The organism is Arthrobacter sp. 05L417 (assembly GCF_056397865.1).
Genome location: NZ_JBFTOG010000035.1, coordinates 44,187 through 62,003, shown reverse-complemented (window position 1 = coordinate 62,003; position 17,817 = coordinate 44,187). Strand labels below are relative to the sequence as shown.

At 63.7% G+C, this 17,817-nt stretch carries 18 protein-coding genes and 1 pseudogene; 5 read left to right on the top strand and 14 right to left on the bottom strand.

The genetic code is table 11. The features are described 5' to 3' along the window. Both AC1DJW_RS20650 and AC1DJW_RS20645 read right to left on the bottom strand, forming a co-directional pair. Positions 1-278: pseudogene (locus AC1DJW_RS20650) on the bottom strand (urocanate hydratase); the annotation flags it as partial. A 247-nt stretch (positions 279-525) separates the two neighbouring features. Then, positions 526-1,329 carry an IclR family transcriptional regulator gene (locus tag AC1DJW_RS20645; RefSeq protein ID WP_269994168.1) on the bottom strand — a complete coding sequence of 268 codons (804 nt, stop codon included), beginning with the start codon at positions 1,327-1,329 and terminating at the stop codon, positions 526-528. A gap of 286 nt (positions 1,330-1,615) precedes the next feature. Between AC1DJW_RS20645 and AC1DJW_RS20640 the strand changes: the two genes are divergently transcribed. Continuing rightward, a complete protein-coding gene (locus AC1DJW_RS20640) occupies positions 1,616-3,106 on the top strand; it encodes an amino acid permease (RefSeq protein ID WP_390282680.1) in 1,491 nt (496 codons plus the stop codon). Positions 3,107-3,173: 67 nt separating this feature from the next. Continuing rightward, positions 3,174-3,809 (top strand): LysE family translocator, encoded by a 636-nt coding sequence (locus AC1DJW_RS20635; protein WP_390282679.1) that lies wholly within the window; start codon positions 3,174-3,176, stop codon positions 3,807-3,809. A gap of 30 nt (positions 3,810-3,839) precedes the next feature. Here the strand turns inward: AC1DJW_RS20635 and AC1DJW_RS20630 are convergent, their stop codons facing one another. Beyond that, the gene (locus tag AC1DJW_RS20630; RefSeq protein WP_476902361.1) at positions 3,840-4,508 is read right to left on the bottom strand and encodes a hypothetical protein; all 669 of its coding nucleotides are present in this window, start codon (positions 4,506-4,508) and stop codon (positions 3,840-3,842) included. Positions 4,509-4,760: 252 nt separating this feature from the next. Here AC1DJW_RS20630 and AC1DJW_RS20625 point away from each other — a divergent pair, with 252 nt between their 5' ends. Both AC1DJW_RS20625 and AC1DJW_RS20620 read left to right on the top strand, forming a co-directional pair. Further along, complete coding sequence (locus AC1DJW_RS20625) at positions 4,761-5,045, top strand: hypothetical protein (protein ID WP_476902360.1); 285 nt, start codon at positions 4,761-4,763, stop codon at positions 5,043-5,045. A gap of 2 nt (positions 5,046-5,047) precedes the next feature. Further along, entirely contained in the window at positions 5,048-5,269 is a 222-nt protein-coding gene (locus AC1DJW_RS20620) for a helix-turn-helix domain-containing protein (RefSeq protein WP_284754490.1), read from the top strand. On the opposite strand, the gene AC1DJW_RS20615 is transcribed toward AC1DJW_RS20620, so the two are convergent. From AC1DJW_RS20615 to AC1DJW_RS20580, 8 genes are all read right to left on the bottom strand, one after another. Continuing rightward, on the bottom strand, positions 5,247-6,341 hold the full coding sequence (locus AC1DJW_RS20615; protein WP_390282674.1) for a LacI family DNA-binding transcriptional regulator: 1,095 nt from the start codon (positions 6,339-6,341) through the stop codon (positions 5,247-5,249). The genes AC1DJW_RS20620 and AC1DJW_RS20615 overlap by 23 nt on opposite strands. A 37-nt stretch (positions 6,342-6,378) precedes the next feature. Then, a complete protein-coding gene (locus AC1DJW_RS20610) occupies positions 6,379-7,284 on the bottom strand; it encodes a carbohydrate ABC transporter permease (RefSeq protein ID WP_390282672.1) in 906 nt (301 codons plus the stop codon). Further along, positions 7,281-8,162: a carbohydrate ABC transporter permease gene (locus AC1DJW_RS20605; RefSeq protein ID WP_284754488.1), complete on the bottom strand. Its 882-nt coding sequence runs from the start codon at positions 8,160-8,162 to the stop codon at positions 7,281-7,283. The genes AC1DJW_RS20610 and AC1DJW_RS20605 overlap by 4 nt, the downstream gene beginning before the upstream one ends. 46 nt (positions 8,163-8,208) lie before the next feature. Next, positions 8,209-9,543, bottom strand: coding sequence for an ABC transporter substrate-binding protein (locus tag AC1DJW_RS20600; protein ID WP_284754487.1), 1,335 nt, complete (start codon positions 9,541-9,543; stop codon positions 8,209-8,211). 47 nt (positions 9,544-9,590) lie between these two features. Then, the gene (locus AC1DJW_RS20595; RefSeq protein WP_476902359.1) at positions 9,591-11,027 is read right to left on the bottom strand and encodes a glycoside hydrolase; all 1,437 of its coding nucleotides are present in this window, start codon (positions 11,025-11,027) and stop codon (positions 9,591-9,593) included. 153 nt (positions 11,028-11,180) lie between these two features. After that, positions 11,181-12,323, bottom strand: coding sequence for a GGDEF domain-containing protein (locus tag AC1DJW_RS20590; RefSeq protein WP_284754485.1), 1,143 nt, complete (start codon positions 12,321-12,323; stop codon positions 11,181-11,183). Between the two features lie 46 nt (positions 12,324-12,369). Continuing rightward, the gene (locus AC1DJW_RS20585; RefSeq protein WP_284754483.1) at positions 12,370-13,113 is read right to left on the bottom strand and encodes a 3-hydroxybutyrate dehydrogenase; all 744 of its coding nucleotides are present in this window, start codon (positions 13,111-13,113) and stop codon (positions 12,370-12,372) included. Beyond that, positions 13,110-14,486, bottom strand: a complete 1,377-nt coding sequence (locus AC1DJW_RS20580; protein ID WP_390282663.1) for an MFS transporter — start codon at positions 14,484-14,486, stop codon at positions 13,110-13,112. Before AC1DJW_RS20580 ends, AC1DJW_RS20585 begins: the two co-directional genes overlap by 4 nt. A gap of 129 nt (positions 14,487-14,615) precedes the next feature. Here AC1DJW_RS20580 and AC1DJW_RS20575 point away from each other — a divergent pair, with 129 nt between their 5' ends. Continuing rightward, positions 14,616-15,512 (top strand): LysR family transcriptional regulator, encoded by an 897-nt coding sequence (locus AC1DJW_RS20575; RefSeq protein ID WP_476902358.1) that lies wholly within the window; start codon positions 14,616-14,618, stop codon positions 15,510-15,512. Between the two features lie 96 nt (positions 15,513-15,608). Here the strand turns inward: AC1DJW_RS20575 and AC1DJW_RS20570 are convergent, their stop codons facing one another. The 3 genes from AC1DJW_RS20570 to AC1DJW_RS20560 all read right to left on the bottom strand — a co-directional run bounded on the left by AC1DJW_RS20570 (position 15,609) and on the right by AC1DJW_RS20560 (position 17,792). Beyond that, the gene (locus tag AC1DJW_RS20570; protein ID WP_476902357.1) at positions 15,609-16,499 is read right to left on the bottom strand and encodes a spermidine synthase; all 891 of its coding nucleotides are present in this window, start codon (positions 16,497-16,499) and stop codon (positions 15,609-15,611) included. 90 nt (positions 16,500-16,589) lie between these two features. Further along, positions 16,590-17,093, bottom strand: a complete 504-nt coding sequence (locus tag AC1DJW_RS20565) for an N-acetyltransferase family protein (RefSeq protein ID WP_476902356.1) — start codon at positions 17,091-17,093, stop codon at positions 16,590-16,592. Positions 17,094-17,108: 15 nt separating this feature from the next. Next, positions 17,109-17,792: an O-methyltransferase gene (locus tag AC1DJW_RS20560; RefSeq protein WP_459340886.1), complete on the bottom strand. Its 684-nt coding sequence runs from the start codon at positions 17,790-17,792 to the stop codon at positions 17,109-17,111. Between the last annotated feature and the right edge of the window lie 25 nt (positions 17,793-17,817).

Sequence of the window (17,817 nt, the reverse complement as noted above, 5' to 3'; positions counted from 1 at the left end):
AACACCCCGACGGGCTTGCCGGACTGGACCAGGAGCGTCTCGTCCTTCTCCATCGTCTCCAGGGTCCGGGTGATCGCGTCGAACGCGGCCCAGGACCGGGCGGCCCGGCCCGTGCCGCCGTACACGACCAGGTCATCCGGGCGCTCGGCTACCTCCGGGTCCAGGTTGTTCATCAACATGCGCAACGGCGCTTCGGTCTGCCAGCTCTTGGCCGTCAGCTCGGTGCCGCGCGCGGCCTTGACCGGACGAGCTCCGGTAGTGAAATCGGCGGGTGCCATGATGACTCCTTCGTCTCTGGAGGTTGCTAGGTGGAAGTTCCTTCTGTATCCAGTAGAGCCCCTCCGCAAGGGTCTTGGAATGGCTTTATGGAGGGTGCTGTCCGGAATACCAGACTCAACTGGCTAGCACTTGATGTCGTTATGAGGGCCCAAAACGACAACTACTGCGGGGGCCCACGCCGCCAGGGTTCCCTTGCCGAGCGAAGCGAGGTTAGGGAGGCGGTGGGGACTAGTTGGGTGGGGAGGGTTAGGAGGGACGCCCGTGGATGCGGATCGAGAGTTCGTCCGCTGTCTTCTGGATGCGGGCGGCCAGTGCGGGCCATTCCTCAACCGGCACTCGGTCCTCGAGGAATGTCACGGCGACTGCCGCCGTCGGCCATCCCAAATGGTCGGTGACGGCGGCGGCCACAGAACCGAAGCCGGGCGTGACTTCGCCGTGCTCGGTGGCGTAGCCGCGCTGCCTGACCTGGTCCAAATGCGAGGACAAGGCCGAGTACTTCATGATGGGCGATTCCATCTCGTGCCGGGCAGTAAAGGCGGCGGCATTCGGGTACAGGGCCCTGACCTGCGATTTCGGCAGGGCGGCCAGGATCGCGCGCCCGCTGGCCGTGAGGTGGCTGGGAAGCCGGACCCCGACGTCGGTCACGAGGGACGGGCGGTTCTTGGCCCGTTCCTCCACGATGTAGAGCACATCGCGGCCGTGCAGGACGGCCAAGTGGGCGCTCTCGCCGATCGCATCCACCAGGGCGGCAAGCATGGGGCGGCCGAGCCGCGACAAAGGCTCTTGCCGCGAGTATGCCGAACTGAGTTCAAAGGCGCTGATACCCAGCCCGTAGCGCTGCTCCTCATGCAAGTGGAGGACGAAGCCGTTGGCCTCCATGACGCCAAGCAGGTGATAGACACTGGACCGGGGAAGGCCCAGCGCCGTGGCGATGTTTGACGCGGCCATCGGGCCACGCCGGGAAGCGAGCAACTTCAGGATGCGCAGGGTATTCTCGGCGGCCGGGACTTTGGAAGCGGCCCGGCCTTGGGTGGACGGCTGTATGGTCATGGCTCCTCTTCGAGTGCACGGTAATGCCCGGCCTGTCCCTCCGCCACAAAGACGGCAAGGTGGGTGTCCGGGATCCCGTACTTAAGCGTGCGCCCCATGGAGCGGATCTAAAAGCCAATCAGAACATTAAGGTGTCTGGAATACCAGACATTTGCCCACGAGGCAATCGCTCCGCGGCGCAGCGTCTGAGAACCGAGACAACGATGCGCCGTGAGACCCATCACAGGACGCTCCGAAATGGTCTGCTGGTTAACAGTCCCCCTCCCAATGACGAGAAGGTATTCGCATGCAGCAAGCCCCAACAGCCGTCAGGACGCCGGCCGCCAAAGTCGTCGAAGGCGTCGAAGGCGCGGTAACCACCGTTCTCAGCCGTGGCCTCAATGTCCGCCACATCCGCTTCATGGCCCTCGGTTCGGCCATCGGAACAGGTCTCTTCTACGGTTCTGCGTCTGCGATCCAAAAGGCCGGCCCGTCGGTTCTCTTCGCATATATGATCGGTGGCGCCGCCGTCTTCATGGTGATGCGGGCCCTCGGCGAGATGGCCGTCCGCCACCCCGTCTCCGGCTCGTTCGGCCAGTACGCCAGCCGCTACCTCGGACCGCTGGCAGGATTCATCACCGGGTGGACCTATGTCTTTGAAATGGCCATCGTGGCAATCGCGGACGTGACGGCATTCAGTATCTACATGGGCTTCTGGTTCCCGCAGGTGGACCGATGGATCTGGGTCCTCGCGATCATCCTCCTCCTTGGCGCCATGAACCTCCTGAGCGTCAAGGTCTTCGGGGAACTCGAGTTTTGGTTCTCGCTCATCAAGGTGGTGGCCATCATCGCCATGATTGCGGGCGGCGCTGCAATCATCGTTTTCGGCTTCCACTCCGGCAACGGCGGCGCGGCACCGGGGCTGGGGAACCTCGTTGACCACGGCGGCATGTTCCCGAACGGTTTCGGCGGACTCCTGGCCTCGTTCGCCGTCGTGATGTTCGCCTTCGGCGGGATCGAAACGATCGGCATCACGGCAGGCGAAGCCGCCGACCCCAAGAAGGTCATTCCGCAGGCCGTCAACACCGTCCCGGTGCGCGTACTGCTGTTCTACGTCCTGACCCTCGGTGTGCTCATGAGCCTGTTCCCCTGGAACGAAATCGGGAACAACGGCAGCCCGTTTGTGCAGATCTTCAGCGGCCTCGGCATCCCCGCCGCGCCCCACATCCTCAATGCCGTGGTCATCACCTCGGCACTGTCAGCCATCAATAGCGACATCTTCGGCGCCGGACGCATCCTCTTCGGGCTCTCCCAGCAAGGACATGCCCCGAAGAGTTTCGGCAAGATCTCAAGGCACGGCGTTCCGTGGATGACCGTGGTCCTCATGGGCGGAATCCTGCTGGTGGGCGTGGTGCTCAACGCGGTAATCCCCGAGGACGTGTTCCTGGTGATCGCTTCGATCGCCACTTTCGCGACGGTGTGGGTGTGGGTCATGATCCTCGCCTCGCATGTCGCCATGAAGCGGGAGATCAAGCGCAAGGGACTCCCGGCGTCGGAATTCGCGTCGCCGTGGTGGCCCGCGGCGTCCGTGTTGACCATCGCGTTCATGGCCCTGGTGATCGTCATCCTTGGCGTCTTCGAGGACACCCGCGTGGCCTTGTATGTAGGCGCGGTGTGGCTCGGGCTGCTGGTGCTGGCCTATAAGCTGTGGGTTCGCGGGGGCGGCCGGGTGCGCGCCGACCTGGTCGACGAGACGTCCTCTATTCCCGTGGTCGCCCAGTACGCCGAGCGTCCCTGACGAGGACGACGACGGCGGCCCGCCACTAACCACCGACCGTCACCGGAGGCAAGCGCTATCATCAGGAATGGTTCCGTTCACCAACCTCCTGGCGTTCGCGCTGGCCGCACTGGTCCTCATCGCAGTCCCCGGTCCAAGCGTTCTTTTTGTGATCGGGCGTTCCCTCGCCCTCGGCCGCAAAGGCGGGCTCCTCAGCGTGCTCGGGAACGCCCTTGGCATGGTTCCGCAGATCATCGCTGTGGCTCTGGGGCTCGGTGCGGTCCTGGCGCAGTCGATCGTGCTGTTCACCATCATCAAGTTCGCCGGCGCAGCGTATTTGGTCTACCTCGGGGTGCAGGCGATCCGTCACCGTGGCGGGCGTTCGACGGCGGCCGGGCCGGCGCCGTCGCGGTCCATGTGGCGGCTGATCCGCGAGGGCTTTATCGTGGGTGCGAGCAACCCGAAGTCGATCGTGTTCTTCGTGGCCGTGCTGCCCCAATTCGTGGGATATTCGAGCGGCAGCATTCCCCTTCAGCTCGCCGAGCTGGGGGCCGTTTTCCTGGTGATCGCGCTGATATCCGACAGCATCTGGGCCCTTGCCGCGGGAACGGCACGCCATTGGTTTGCCCGCTCCCCGCGCCGGATCTCCACCTTGGGAGCAACGGGCGGGGTCATGATGATCGGGCTGGGCGGAACCCTGGCGCTCACAGGCGCCAAGTCCTAGCGGGCTGGGAGCCCGGGAGCAATCGCCGAATCAGCCGGCCGGAAGCCAATCCACGTGCGAATCCGAGTCGTAGACCCGGCAAACCCGCACGCTGTCCTGGGCAGGACCATCAACAAGTTTGGTGGTGATCTTCATGAGGATGTCGTATGACGCCAAACCGGAGGCCGCGGTTGACTCCACCGGGTTCCCGGAGAAGGCAATCGAGACAACCGTGAATGGCCGCGGAACCACTGTTCCGGTCACTATTCCGGAGTTGGCAGCGTCGCTTTGAAGCCGGGCGGTGCAGCTGTCCTTGATGCGTTGGATCCCGGCCGTGTCAAGGCCCGGTGCCACAGGGGCCGGAGCAGGGGCCGCAGGGGCAGGAGCAGGAGCGGCGGGAGCCGGTGCCGGTGCGACCGGGTTATCGGGCTTGGCACTGCTCGCCGGGGCGGAGACCGGGGCCTGGCTTGAAGGCGCAGCGCCGGGTGATGTTGCCCCGGCCGAGGCGTGAGCGGCTGTCGCTGACGCCGTGGCACTCGGCGTCGCGGTCGGCATCTTGGTTCCACCAGGCGCAGAGGCCGCCGCGCTGATGGTAGTCGACGGCGCGGCGCCGGCAATTGAGTTTGATGATGTCTGCGTGGCGTTGAGGGTGATCGCACCTGCCAGCCCGACCGCCACCACGCCCGCAACCACGATTCCTGCTTTTGCAGCTCGCCTCATTGTTCCCCCTCCCAGACCTGACGGAACATTTGCTTTGAGCGTAGGGACTGTTCAACCGGGCTGGCGCGCGTGGCCCCTACCCGTCTTTTGCCCTGACTACTCGGGCGACCACTTGCTTGCCTTGGGACGTGATCCGAGTAGTGCGCCAAGTGACGTGAGTGGCCCATGTGGCATAACGGGTGCAAGTCACTCATGTGTCTCGTGTGGCCCGCGACTACCCTTGGCACCAGCAACTGCAAGGAAGTGGTTCTGATGTTTGATCCCACATCGAGGTACATCGTTCAGATGCGGGTGCGCCGGGTCTTCGCGCCGGCCAGAACACTACGCCGGATATTTTCCCGGGCAGCCAAGCAGGCCAAAACGACTGCGTCCCCGTTCAAGGTGGGCGACTACTTGGCTGGAGACGATCCCTTCAACGGGTCCCAGGAAGGCGTGGTGGCCGTCATCAAAGGCTCAACGATTGGCTTGCGAATCGTTGTGCCAACGGGTGGCACGGTGGTCTACTACGACTACCGCCAGTTGAGGAGGCCGTGGTGAACATGGCTGCAGCAGACATTCCAGCCAACCGGTTCATGACAATCGCCGAGGTTGCCCAGGCACTGCGGGTGTCCAGGATGACTGTCTACCGCCTCGTGAACTCGCACGCAATCCACGCCGTGCGGTTCGGGCGGTCCTACCGTGTTCCGGAATCGGCCGTGGAATCCTACATCGAGCATTCCGCCGTGGACGAGGCCGGGCCTACGGTAAGCGAGGAGCAGTAAGGGTATTCGGTCCAACGGATTCGCGCTCCACCGGAGGGCATTCAAGCTTTACCACCGGGCTGCCCGCCGCTTCGTCGACGCCGAGGAGCAGGCGCACGCCCGCGGCGCCGAGCTCGTAGTGCGGCAGCGCAACCGTGGACAGTGGTGGCCGCATGTGTGCGGCAATGACTTCCTGGTTGTCGAACCCGACGACGGCCATGTCTTCGGGAATGGACAACCCTCGCTGCTTCAGCCCGTCGTAGAGACCCATGGCCATACGGTCGTTGTAGCAGAAGACTGCCGTGACGTCCCGCTTGAGCAGTTCCTCGACTGCTCCGTAGCCGCCTTCCTGGTCAGGATACGCGTCGAACACGAGGTGTGGATCGAAAGCGATTCCTGCAGACTCGAGCGCTTCCCGGTAGCCCTGGAGGCGTCCGTCCTTCGCAGGGGCAGGAATCGTCGCGTTGATGAAGGCGATCCGTCGGTGCCCCTTGCGCACGAGGATTTCCGTGGCTTCCCGTCCGCCATGGACTTCATCCGGGACCACCGCCAAGGCGTCGGAGTCCGGGGAGAAGCAGTTCACCAGCACGAAGTCGGTCTCTTGCAACGCAGCGGGGATCTCGGTTGGGCGGTGGAACCAGGTGGAGTAAAGGATGCCGCGAACCTTGTGCTCGAGCATCATCGAGATGGCGTCTTTTTCCACGGGCTCGTCGCCCTCGGTATTGGCGACCAACAGAACGAATCCGTGCTTCCAAGCTTCGTCCTGGGCGCCATGGATGATTTGCCCTGCGAAGGGAGTCGTGGCGATCGCGTCAGCGACGAGGCCAATGAACCGTGAACTGCCGCTCACGAGGTTCTTCGCGAGGGCGTTTGGGCGGTATCCCAGTTCACGGATGGTTTCCAAGACGCGTTTGCGGGTCGCGGCGCCGATCCTGGCGTCTTTCTTGTTGTTGATCACGAGGGAAACCGTGGCAACGGAGACTCCAGCCCCTTCCGCTACCTCCCGCATCGTCACCGGATGACTCGTCCTCGGAGTCGTCGGTGGATGCGAGGGGTTCACCTCGGGTTCTTTCAAGCTTTTTTCAGACGTCATTGGCCCTCCTCTCACAGTCTATCCAGTGGCCGCTTTCTCACCCCTTCGTCGCCCCGCTTTCGAGGCCCTGGATCATCGCCTTGTTGAGGACGAGGAACACGAGCAGCAAAGGCGTGATGGTGATGCAAACGGCGGCGAATGTCGCGGTCCAGTCGACCTTGCCCATTGCTCCGATGTAGTTCTGCAGCCCCAGCGGGATCGTCTTGAGCCCTTCGGAAAGCACGAACGTGTTCGCGAAGATGAAGTCATTCCAGATGAAGATGCTGTTCACCAGGACCACCGTCACTACCGTGTTGGTCGAGAGCGGAAGGGTGATCAGCCCGAAGATCCGGTACGGGCCGGCGCCGTCCAACGAGGCTGCCTCATAAGTCTCCCGGGGAATGTATTCAAAGAACGATGAGAAGAGGTAGATCGACATGGGAAGGGCGAACCCCGCCAAGGGAATGATCATCGATTGGTAGGTGTCCAGCAGGTTCACGGACGAATAGTCGATGAACAGCGGCACAAGCGCGATCTGCACCGGCACGATGATGCCGATCAGGAAGAGGCCACGGACGAATTTGCTGAAGCGGAATCCGAGGACCTGCAACGCATAGGCCGCCATCATCCCCAGCAGGACGATCAGGAGGTTGGCACCCATCGTGACGATGAAACTGTTCAGGATGTTCTGGCCGAGGTTGCCTGTCTGGAACGCACGAACGTAGTTGTCGAAGCTTATGGAGCTCGGCAGCGCGAAGGGATCACCGGTGGCGAAGTCGTGCTCGTTGCGCAGGCTCGTGAGGAACAGCCAGGCGAGGGGATAGACCTGCACCACGACGATGAGGACGATCAGCGCCCTCGACAAGCTTCGGAAGACGTTTGGCTTACGCCGCCGACGTTGGGGCGCCGGCGTGCTTGGCGGGGCGGGGATCGGCCGGGTAACGGGGGCTGTTTGCGCGGTCATGCGTCAGCCTTTCGTTTGAGCATGAGCAAGATGAACCCGACGGCGACGAGGCACTCCACCACGATGAACACCGAGATGGTGCTGGCGTAGCCGAAGTCGGTGCTGGTGAACGCGGTTTTGTACATGTACGTCGTCAGGAGCTCCGAGGACTGGCCGGGACCGCCGTTGGTCATGAGGTAAGGGATATCGAATCCGCGCAGGCCGTAGGTCGTGGCCATGATGGTGGTGGTGATCCACACGGGCCGGATGTGCGGGAACCTGATTTTGGTGAACAGCTGCCATCGATTGGCGCCGTCCAGGCGTGCCGCCTCTTCAAGTTCCTGCGGGACGGCGAGCAGCGCCGCATAGATGATGAGCATGTAGAGTCCCGTGAACCGCCAGCCTTCGGGTGCTGAAACCGCCGCGAGGACAGTATTGACGTCGGAAAGCCAGGGACGTTCGAGGGCGCCGAGACCGATCCAGCCGAGGACCTGGTTGAGAAGCCCCACCGGGTCGATCGAATAGATGCGTACGAAGAGGAAGGCGATGGCTACCGTCGAGATCACCGCAGGCAGGAGATACAGGGTTTTGACGAGTTCGCGGCCCCTTCGCAGCGAGGTCAGGAGGCTGGCGACGAACAACGCGCCGCCCAACTGGAGGACGAGGCAGATGGCGAGGTAGCCGAGGGCGTTGAAGAAGGAACGCCAGAAAACGCCGTCACCAGTGAGCATGTGCACGTAGTTCGCGAAGCCCACGAACTCCATGTCACTGATGCCGTTCCAGGAGAAGAAGCTGAGGAACAGCGACTGCAGGATCGGAAACAGCACGGCGACGCCGTAGAGAAGCAGCGGCGGGAGCAGGAAGACCAGGACTGAGAGTCGTGATCGATTGGGAAGCATGGGAGGGCCTTTCGGGTGGGGGGCCTGAGCCCCCCACCGCTGCGTGTTATTTGAAGAACTTAGGAGCGTTCTGTGCGATGGTGCTATCCATCGTGCTGGTGAACTCGGCCGGCTTGACGTTGCCCTGGGCCAAGAGCACGAGCTCTTGCTGCAGCCTGCTGTTGGTGGTCGGATCAAGCTGCGTGTCCCAAGGCATCGCGAGCTTCGATCCGAGATCCTTCGCCTGGTCGATTGCCTTCTTGTACAGCGGCGTGGCGTTGGCAGGAATCGTCGTCTGGACATTCGTGGTCGGCGAGAGGGCGCCCGTGGCCGCATATTCCGAGGGGTACTTGGCAAGTGCGAACTTCAGGAAGTCGCTCACGAGCGGGTCGAAGGTCTTCGAGTTGACCGCCATGCCGATCCCGGAGGTTGCCACGTACTCATTTGCGGCCGTGGCGGAGCTCGGCGTGGCCGGAAGCGTGAAGTAGTCGACGTCGTTACGCACCGTTGGGTTCAGCTTGTCGGTCGCGAGGCTGGACAGTTCCCAGGTGCCGATGTTGTACATGGCGGCCTTGCCGGAGGTGAACAGGTTCTGGGCGTCGGAGTAACCCTGGGACGAGAAGCCGTCCTGGAAGCAACCGGCTCCTCCGAGCTGGCTTATCCAGTTGACTGTCTTCTGGCCGGTGGCGTCGCTGAACTTCGCGTCACCCTTCTTGAGCTTCTGCACGAAGTCGGGTCCGGCGTCGCGGAAGGGCTGGTAGGAGACATAGCGCTCAAGCGGCCACTGGTCCTGGCCGTCAAGGGCGAGGGGCGTGATCCCGGCCTTGCGCAGGGCGGTGCACATCGCGGGGATGTCGTCGAGTGACTTCGGCACTGATACTCCAGCCTGCTGGAAGAGAGCCTTGTTGTACCAAAAGTACTCGAGCTCGAACTGGAACGGGATCATGTAGAGGGATCCGTCGTCGAAGCGTTGGTAATTCAGTGCGTTCGTCCGGTACGTGTCGTAGACACCGAGGTCCTTGAGCAGCTTCTCGGCATCGACCATCTTGCCTTGCTTGGCGAGTTGCTGGGCGAAGGGGGTCGCGTCCGTGTCGAACAGCTCGGGAAGCTTGTTCGCGGCGGCGAGGGTTTCGTACTTCTGGATGTACGAGGGCCGGTCGGGGGTCGTGATCAGGTTGAGGGAAAAGCCGGGATGGTTCTGGGCGTATTCATCAGCGATCTTTTTCATGATGTTGATGACCGCCCCGTCAGCCGGCCGGGACAGAAGCCACGAGATTTGCCGTGGTTTGATGTCTCCAGTTGGGTTGACGTTGGAGGCGCTGCCGGCACCTCCACCGCCGCAGGCGGAGAGGGCGAGGGCTGCGGCCGCTGCTACAGCGGCCGTTCGCATGAGTTTCTTCATGGGGGGACAATCTCCTTTGATTTGAACGGAGGCCTGGCGCTGGGTATTTAGTTGTCTGTGCGCTTACGTATCTCAAGTTCAGTGAGAGTGGTGGTGCCTTCACCGGCGAAAACGCCGATCCGGCCGTCCGGTAGCCCGTAGATCCGGGCGCTTAGGGCGACCTGCCGGTCGACGACGGCGACGCAAAGGTCCCCGTCAACGACAAGTTCGAGGATGTGCTCTCCGGGGACGAGCTCGCAGGGGCGTTCCAGCTCGATCTCGAAGGGGACATCCCCCGAGACGTGCCATTGTGCGTCGCCGGTTATTTCGCGGGGCCATCGGTCAAACACCATGCGTCCGCGCTTCGGTTCCAGGCGGATGATGTAGGACTCATCCCCGTCCGCGCTTGAGCGGAGCAGCAAGCCGCATTCGGTGGTATCGGGTTCTATCTGCAGCACCGCCCGGGCGTAGAACTGCTGCGGGAGGACCTCGTCGGACACAATCGCCGTGTACCCGTCGGGAGAATGCAGCGCCGCAGGAAGATCGCTGCCGAGGCTTACCGGGATGTCGTCCCAGAAGCTATCGACAAGTTCGTCGGCGAGGGAAAAGGCGAGGGTGCCGTCGTCGTTCTGCCGGGCCTCGAGGACGGACATCGTTCCCGCCCACTGCCAGGCGCCGTCGTCGTGGTTTTCCGCTTTGCTGGCGATCCAGCCGAAGAAGAACCGGCGGCCATCCCGCTCGGCCGTCTTCGAGGCATAGAAGGCGCGGCCGTCAACGGTGTCCCGCGCCGGCACGATCCAGGGCCCGTCGGGACTCTTCGCCATGCGGTAGCGGGTGGTGAACGACTCGGAGAATTCCGAATAGACCAGGTACCACCAGTCGCCCCAAGCGAAAACGTCGGGGCATTCGTGCGTGATGTAGCGGCGCGGATCCCAGAACGGCTCAGTGTGCTCCCAGCTCATCAAGTCCGCGGACACGCATTGGGCGATCACTCCGCGACGGCGGTCCGGACCGTCCACGTGCCGTGCGGCCAGCAGCATCCGCCACAAACCGCTTGCCTCGTCCTTGAAGACGAACGGATCGCGCCAGTCGCCGGATTCGTAGCCGACCGGGGCGCCGAAGGTCAGTTCCGGATGCTTGACCCACGTCAGCATTCCGTCCGTGCTCGTGGCGTGCATGACGAGTTGCAGCGGGGCCCCGTCGGAGCCGAGGTGCCGGGGATTCTGTCCCGTATAGAACAGGTGGTGAATTCCGGACTCGTCGCACACCACACTGCCGGTGTAGGCATTGAAGTCTGCCTCGACCTCCCTGCCATGATGCAGCGACACTCCATGGTCCTCGAACCGCGTGAGGTCCTTGGTGGTCACGAGGTTCCAGGATGTTCCCGGCTTCGGGTCGTTCCGCACCTCGTGCAGATAGAAAAGCCAAAACTCCCCGTCTTTCTGGAACGGGATCACGTCTCCGACCCATCCATCGGTGGGTTGGAAGAAGACTGAGTAAGTCATCGGCGTTGATGTCCATTTCTGCTAAAGCGTTTGATCACTGCAAGCGTAACCGAGGTCACACTTTTGATCAAGCGTTTAAGCAGATTGTTTTAAGGGCTTATCCCAGGGGTGCAGGATCGGCTCAGCGCTGCGCGAGTCAGCGCGCGACGGCGGTCAGGAAGTTGCGCAGACCGCGCGGTTCCGTCCAAGGGACTTGGCCTGGTAGAGGGCTTTGTCGGCGGCCGCGATCATGGGGGCCACCTCAGCGTTGGCGAGGGTGCTCGGGGCGATCCCATAACTCACCGTGGGGAAGGTGACGCCGTCCGGTGGTTCTGCCGAGGCCAAACGGCGGCTGATTTCGTTGGCAATGATTTCTGCGCTCTCCAGGTCGGCCCCTGGAAGCAGGATGGTGAATTCCTCTCCGCCATACCTCCCGACAAGGTCTGTGTGGCGGACTGAAGCCTGGCACGCGGCGGCGAAGGCCTGGATGGCGGTGTCGCCCGCCGCGTGGCCATGGCTGTCGTTGAGGGCCTTGAAATGGTCAAGGTCGGCGAGGATCAAGGTGGAGATCGACCCCGCAGAGTGCAGCCTGCTGATTTCCTGGGTTGCCAGCTCCATGAAGGCGGTGCGGTTGAGGAGCCCCGTCAGGCCGTCCCGGGTGGCGCGTTCGTTGAGCCCGTTGATGAGCTGCTCGTTGCTCAGCGCAGTCATGCTGAAGGACACGGTGACCAGAAGCACGATAGTGACCACGCTGGTGGTTGCGGAGCTGAGATAGGTGCCAAAGTCCGGGCCGTCGGGGCCTTCCAGAACGTAGGCGATCCCCCGGCAGAGGAAGAAGGACGCCAGTACCCCTGCGGCGAGCGCCAAGGAGCGGTGGGCGTGTGAAACGCTGGGCTTCAACCGCCAGAGTTCGACTGTTGCCAGACCCATGCCCAAGGACATCATGGCCAAATACACCAGGCCACCGGACCAAGCGTTGGTGGCTGGGTTCTCCAGCGAGGCGGCCACAGCGGTGGCAGCGGGCCCGGTGAGGAGCTGCCATCGCGGCGTCGGAAGCAAGCGCAGGGAACGCGAGCCTGCCCACACACTGAACGCCCCTGCCACCAGCAAAGCGTTGCCGAGGGGACCCGCCCAGATTTGCTGGGAAGTCCCGGTGAGCAGGTACGCCATGTTGCCTGAGAGCAAGAAAACGAGGGCGAGGCACCACCAGCCGCTGTACGCGGAGCGGGTCCGGCGGAACGATCCGAAAAACAGCAGGCAGAGCGTAGACGCGACAATGCCCAGAGCTATCTTCAAGCTGACCGGATCGAGACCCATATTCGCTCCCCTCGTGCGCACCAGCCTACGACATCGAGGGGGTAAGTTAGCGGGCGGACCAGCCCCCGTCCATCGTGTAGCTGGCCCCGGTGACCATGCCGGCGTCGTCGGACGCTATCCACGCTGCCAGCGACGCGACTTCCTCGGGCTCCACGAGGCGCTTCACCGCGGACTCCGTCAGCATGACCTTCGCCAGGACCTCGGATTCAGGGATGCCGTGCAGCAGCGCCTGGTCCGCGATCTGCTTCTCGACGAGGGGCGTGCGCACGTACCCCGGATTGATGCAGTTGGAGGTGACACCGCGCTGGCCGCCTTCAAGGGCCGTTACTTTGCTGAGCCCCTCGAGCCCGTGCTTGGCCGAGACGTACGCGCTCTTGAACGCCGACGCCCGCAGCCCGTGGACCGAAGAAATGTTGATGATCCGGCCGAATCCGTTGGCGTACATGTGCGGGAGTGCGGCCCGGATGAGCAGGAAAGGGGCCTCGAGCATGAGGGCCAGGATGCGGCGGAAGTCTGCCGGCTCGAACTCCTCGATGGGAGCGACCTTCTGGATGCCGGCATTGTTGACGAGGATGTCGCAATCCAGGCTGAGTCCGGCGAGCGCCTCGGTGTCGAGCAAGTCGACGGCCCAGGCGGTACCGCCCAGCTTGTCGGCGAGCGCCGCAGCTCCGGCGGCATCGACGTCGGCCACTACAACCTTCGCGCCCCGCGCGGCGAGGGCCGTGGCACATGCCGCCCCGATGCCGCCCGCCCCGCCGGTGACCAGGGCCTTGCGGCCCTCCAGGCTCATGCGCGGGCACCCATGGGGAGGCCGTGGCGAACGGCGTCGGCGTTGTCAACGTCTTCCAGCGCCACCCCGCGGGTCTCCTTGAGCGTCAAGACGACGACGGCGGTAATCGCGCAGGAGATCACCAGGTAGATTGCCGTGGGCATCCAGGATCCGGTGTCCTTGAGCCATTGGGTCGCCAGGAGCGGGGCCAGCGAACCGGCGAAGATCGAGGTGACCTGCGAGCCAAGGGAGACGCCCGAGTAGCGCATCCGGGTGGGGAAGAGCTCGGTCATGATGGCCGGCTGCCCTGCGTACATGAAGGCGTGCAGGCAGAGGCCGATAGTCACGGCGGCAACGATCACCACGGGATTCCTGGTGTCGAACATGGGGAAGGCGAAGAACGGCCAGGTGGCACCGCTTATGGCACCGATCAGGTAAACCGGCTTGCGCCCCCAAGTGTCTGCCAGCCGGCCGATCTGCGGGATGACGACGAAGTGGACAACGTGTGCGATCAGCAGGGCGAGCAGCAAGGACGAGGTGTCGTACTTGTCCACGCTCTTGAGGTACACGATGGAGAAGCTCACCACAAGGTAGTACATGATGTTCTCGGCGAGCCTCAGTCCCATGGCCTGCAAGATGCCCTTGGGGTACTTGCGGATGACTTCGCCGACGCCGTAGCTGATGGCTTGTTCCTTCTCCACCTGGGCCTTCGCCTCAAGGAAGATCGGGGCCTCGGTCACGTGGGTGCGGATGTAGTAGCCCACGAAGACGATCACGGCAGAGAGCCAGAAGGCCACACGCCATCCCCAGCCGAGGAAGGCCGCGCTGCTGAGGGTGGTGGACATGATGAACAGGACCAGCGTGGCGAGGAGGTTGCCGACGGGAACGGCGGCCTGCGGCCAGCTTGACCAGAATCCGCGGGATTCCTTGGGGCTGTGTTCCGCCACCAGCAGTACTGCGCCACCCCATTCGCCGCCCAGCGCGAAGCCCTGGATGAAGCGGAGTGCCACGAGCATGGCCGGCGCCCAGTAACCGAGGTCCGCGAAGCCGGGGAGGCAGCCCATGAGGAAGGTGGACACGCCGACAATCACGATGGTGAGCTGCAGGGTGGGTTTGCGGCCGAGCTTGTCGCCGATCTGGCCGAAGACGATCCCGCCCAGGGGCCGGGCCACGAAGCCCACCGCGTACGTCAGGAACGCCTGGATGATGCCATCAAGGTCGTTGCCCGTGGGAGGGAAGAAGTACTTGCCGAAAACCAGCGTTGCGGCGGTGGCGTAGAGGAAGAATTCGTACCATTCCACCACGGTGCCCACCATCGAGGCGGCAACGATCTTCTTGAGGCCTGCGCCTTTTCCGGTGGCGGCGCCTGCTGCGGAGCGTTGTCCTACGCTCATGTCCATCTCCTTAGTGTCCACACTGACACGTGCTGTGATCCACAACACGAAATGCTCCAATGAGTATTGCCGCACATTACGGGTGCATCAATGGCCAAAATGGCACCAAGTGTGTGCAGAATTGCAGATATGAATCCGAATCCCGACGACCTCCTGGTCCTCCTCGCGGTATCGCGCTCAGGAAAGTTCACGACGGCGGCCCAAGCCTTGGGGCTGAACCACACCACCGTTTCCCGCAGGATCGCCGCGCTTGAGAAGGCGCTCGGCGGCAGGGTCCTCGCGCGGGCGGCAGGTGGCTGGGAAGTCACGGAGCTCGGCGCCGAAGCCGTGGGCGTGGCAGAGCGGATCGAAGCGGCGGTGGGCACGCTGGGACCGGAAGACCACACGCCGGACCCCATTGCCGGCGTCGTGCGCATGACCGCAACTGACGGTTTCAGCGCATACATTGCAGCGCCCGCCGTGGCGCGCTTGCGGCGATCGCATCCGGGCCTCACCGTGGAGATCATCACCGTGACCCGCCGTGCGCTCCAGCAGCGTTCCGGCCTGGATCTGGAGGTGGTGGTGGGCGAACCCCAGGTGCACCGGGCCGAGGCCGTGCGGCTGGGCGAGTACATGCTGGGAATGTATGCCTCGCGCGAGTACTTGGCTTTCCACGGAGTACAGGGCACCGTGGAAGAGCTGACGCGGCATCAGTTGGTCTATTTCGTGGACTCCATGCTGCAAGTGGACGATCTCGACGCCCCTCGCCGGCTGGTCCCGTCCATGCGCGACGGATTGAGCTCCACTAACGTGTTCGTCCACGTGGAGGCCACCCGCGCCGGGGCCGGTATCGGCTTCCTGCCGTGCTTCATGGCGGACCGGCACCCGGACCTGGTGCGGCTGCTGCCCGCCGATTTCGCGGAGCTGCTCCCCTATTGGATGGTCCTACGGCCCGACTCGATGCGCCGCCCCGCCGTTGCCGCCGTCGTGCATGCGCTGCAAGAGGAGACGGCCGCCCACCGCGAGCTGCTGCTGGCACGCCGCTAAGGTTCCGACGCTCGCTCACATACAGACCCTCCCCGGCCCACGCTCGCTCACATACAAGCCCTCCCCGGCCCACGCTCGCTCACATACAAGTGATGGTCAGGCGGCTGGACGCGGGTCGTGCCGGATCTGGGCGCCGACGGCGAATGCCCGGACCTTGGCATCGTTCCAGATATGCGCGGGAACCGCCCCGCCGAGGAGCTTCCGGGCCAGTTGAGGGTCGTCGCCGAACGGCTCGTGGCTGCCGGCCATGATCATGTTTCCGTATCGCCTGCCCTTGAGCATCGCGGGGTCGGCGATGATCATGGTGTGCGCGAAAGTGTCTGCGATCGTCGCGGCGTCTTCGCGGGCGTTCTTGAGGTCCGGAGCGTCTCCGGAATTCACCACATAGAGCCCGCCCGAGGCCAGCACTTTCGACGCGTGATCGTTGAATTCTCGGGTTGTGAGCGCCCTCGGAGTGAAAGCCCCGGCAAAGACATCCCGGATGATGAGGTCCCGGGTGTCCGGAGTGAGGCTTTCCGTGACTTCCCTCGCTTCGCCCACCCGGATTCGCAGCAACGGAGCCTTCGGTAGATCGAACCAGCCGCGCACGTATTCGGCCAGCTTGCCGTCCAGCTCCACTACCACTTGGCGCGCGTCCGGGTAGGCGGCATGGAAGTACCGGGCCAGGGAACATGCTCCGCCGCCAAGATGCAAGGCACGAAGCTTCGGCCTGGACCCGGGGGGCCATTTGGATTCCACCAGCGCCGCAATCCAGCGCATGTACTCGAAGTCCAGGAACAACGGCTCTGCAACATCGATGTGCGAGCTCATGACGCCGTTGATCTTCAGGAGCCAGCCGTTGGAATTGTCGGGGTCGGCAACGAGTTCGCAGTCGCCGGTGTCGATGTAGTAAACGCCCTCCACGGGACCGTTCGGCTTCGTGCCCGCGGGCACCTCAATGACCCCGGCGGATTGCCCGGAGCCCCTGCCCTTGCCACGCTTCGCCACTACGGCCGCTCTCTTCCGGTCATGCTTCAACCCTAATTGACGCCGCAGCCTAGCGGTCAGCCCCCGACGGCGGCACGCACCATCCGGCGGTCAGCCCCCGACGGCGGCACGCACCATCCGAATCTCCGGCAGTTCGTGCCATTCGGGCGGCAAGAGCTGGCGCGTACCATCGGCCCGGAAGCCGTTCTTGCGGTAGAAAGCCTGGGCCCGGGGGTTGTCTTCAAGCACCCAAAGAAAGGCGGCAGAGTTGCCGATCACGGCGTCGACCAATGCCTGCCCCACGCCCAAACCGTGCACGCGACGCAAGGTATAGATCACCTGCAGTTGCAGCTCGCAAGGCCGGTCCTCCTCCGGGGCCTCGCGAGCGAAGGCGATGCCCACCAAGGCGCCGTCGGAATCATGGGCGAGCATCGGCTTGTACGAACCAGCCAAAGCTTCCCGCTGCCTCTCGATCCGCGTGTTGATGGTGGCCTCACGGAAGGCGAAGAACTCCGCGGGCAAGAGGTGCCCGTAGCTTTCCCGCCAGGCGGCCAAGTGCATCCGTGTCAGGGGTTCAGCGTCGTCCACCGTTGCCGGGCGGAGGGTAAATTCCATCCGCCCAGCCTAGCGTCACACCACCCGGGCTATCGCGAAGCCGTCCCATCCCTTGGATCCAACTGTTTGGATTGCCGTTGCGTCGAGGCGCGGATCCTTGCCCATCATCTCAAGCGCCCCCACGATGCCAGGAGCGTTCACCTCGTCCATGGAAGGATCCAGGATTGCTCCCTCCCAGATGACGTTGTCCATCACGATCACAGTGCCCGGCCTCCCGAGCCTGATCGCCCAGTCCAGGTAGTTGGAATCGTTCTCCTTGTCGGCATCGATGAAGACAAAGTCGAATGGACCGTCCCGCGTGGGATCTTCGGCCAGCGCCGCAAGGGTCTCCAGCGCCGGGCCGATCCGGATGTCTACTTTGTGGCCGATGCCGGCCATGTCCACGTTCGCCCGGGCGATTTCAGCGTGTTTCTGGAGGTATTCGCACGTGACCAGGCGGCCGTCGTCGGGCAGTCCCTGGGCCATCCAGATCGCGCTGAAGCCAGCCAAGGTACCGATTTCCAGCACGCGCCGCGCCCCGGACAGCTGCACCAGCATCTTGAGCAGCTTGCCGGCGTTGGGCGCCACCTCGATGGGCGGCATCCCGGCGTCGAGGGCGGACTGCACCGCGTGTTTGAGCGCGGCGTTCGGGCGGACGACGGCGGTGGACAGGTATTCCTCGACGGCCACCCAGCCGGGCTGGGCCTTGTGTTCAAACATGGCCCCAGTCTGGCACCGGGCACGG

Excerpts from the sequence above, each read along its gene's own strand:
- AC1DJW_RS20565 (WP_476902356.1), bottom strand. The coding sequence starts at position 17,093 with ATGGAATTTACCCTCCGCCCGGCAACGGTGGACGACGCTGAACCCCTG.
- AC1DJW_RS20610 (WP_390282672.1), bottom strand. The coding sequence starts at position 7,284 with ATGACCGCGCAAACAGCCCCCGTTACCCGGCCGATCCCCGCCCCGCCA.
- AC1DJW_RS20605 (WP_284754488.1), bottom strand. The coding sequence starts at position 8,162 with ATGCTTCCCAATCGATCACGACTCTCAGTCCTGGTCTTCCTGCTCCCG.
- AC1DJW_RS20600 (WP_284754487.1), bottom strand. The coding sequence starts at position 9,543 with ATGAAGAAACTCATGCGAACGGCCGCTGTAGCAGCGGCCGCAGCCCTC.
- AC1DJW_RS20575 (WP_476902358.1), top strand. The coding sequence starts at position 14,616 with ATGAATCCGAATCCCGACGACCTCCTGGTCCTCCTCGCGGTATCGCGC.
- AC1DJW_RS20625 (WP_476902360.1), top strand. The coding sequence starts at position 4,761 with ATGTTTGATCCCACATCGAGGTACATCGTTCAGATGCGGGTGCGCCGG.
- AC1DJW_RS20590 (WP_284754485.1), bottom strand. The coding sequence starts at position 12,323 with ATGGGTCTCGATCCGGTCAGCTTGAAGATAGCTCTGGGCATTGTCGCG.
- AC1DJW_RS20585 (WP_284754483.1), bottom strand. The coding sequence starts at position 13,113 with ATGAGCCTGGAGGGCCGCAAGGCCCTGGTCACCGGCGGGGCGGGCGGC.
- AC1DJW_RS20580 (WP_390282663.1), bottom strand. The coding sequence starts at position 14,486 with ATGAGCGTAGGACAACGCTCCGCAGCAGGCGCCGCCACCGGAAAAGGC.
- AC1DJW_RS20635 (WP_390282679.1), top strand. The coding sequence starts at position 3,174 with ATGGTTCCGTTCACCAACCTCCTGGCGTTCGCGCTGGCCGCACTGGTC.
- AC1DJW_RS20595 (WP_476902359.1), bottom strand. The coding sequence starts at position 11,027 with ATGACTTACTCAGTCTTCTTCCAACCCACCGATGGATGGGTCGGAGAC.
- AC1DJW_RS20615 (WP_390282674.1), bottom strand. The coding sequence starts at position 6,341 with ATGACGTCTGAAAAAAGCTTGAAAGAACCCGAGGTGAACCCCTCGCAT.
- AC1DJW_RS20630 (WP_476902361.1), bottom strand. The coding sequence starts at position 4,508 with ATGAGGCGAGCTGCAAAAGCAGGAATCGTGGTTGCGGGCGTGGTGGCG.
- AC1DJW_RS20640 (WP_390282680.1), top strand. The coding sequence starts at position 1,616 with ATGCAGCAAGCCCCAACAGCCGTCAGGACGCCGGCCGCCAAAGTCGTC.
- AC1DJW_RS20645 (WP_269994168.1), bottom strand. The coding sequence starts at position 1,329 with ATGACCATACAGCCGTCCACCCAAGGCCGGGCCGCTTCCAAAGTCCCG.
- AC1DJW_RS20620 (WP_284754490.1), top strand. The coding sequence starts at position 5,048 with ATGGCTGCAGCAGACATTCCAGCCAACCGGTTCATGACAATCGCCGAG.
- AC1DJW_RS20560 (WP_459340886.1), bottom strand. The coding sequence starts at position 17,792 with ATGTTTGAACACAAGGCCCAGCCCGGCTGGGTGGCCGTCGAGGAATAC.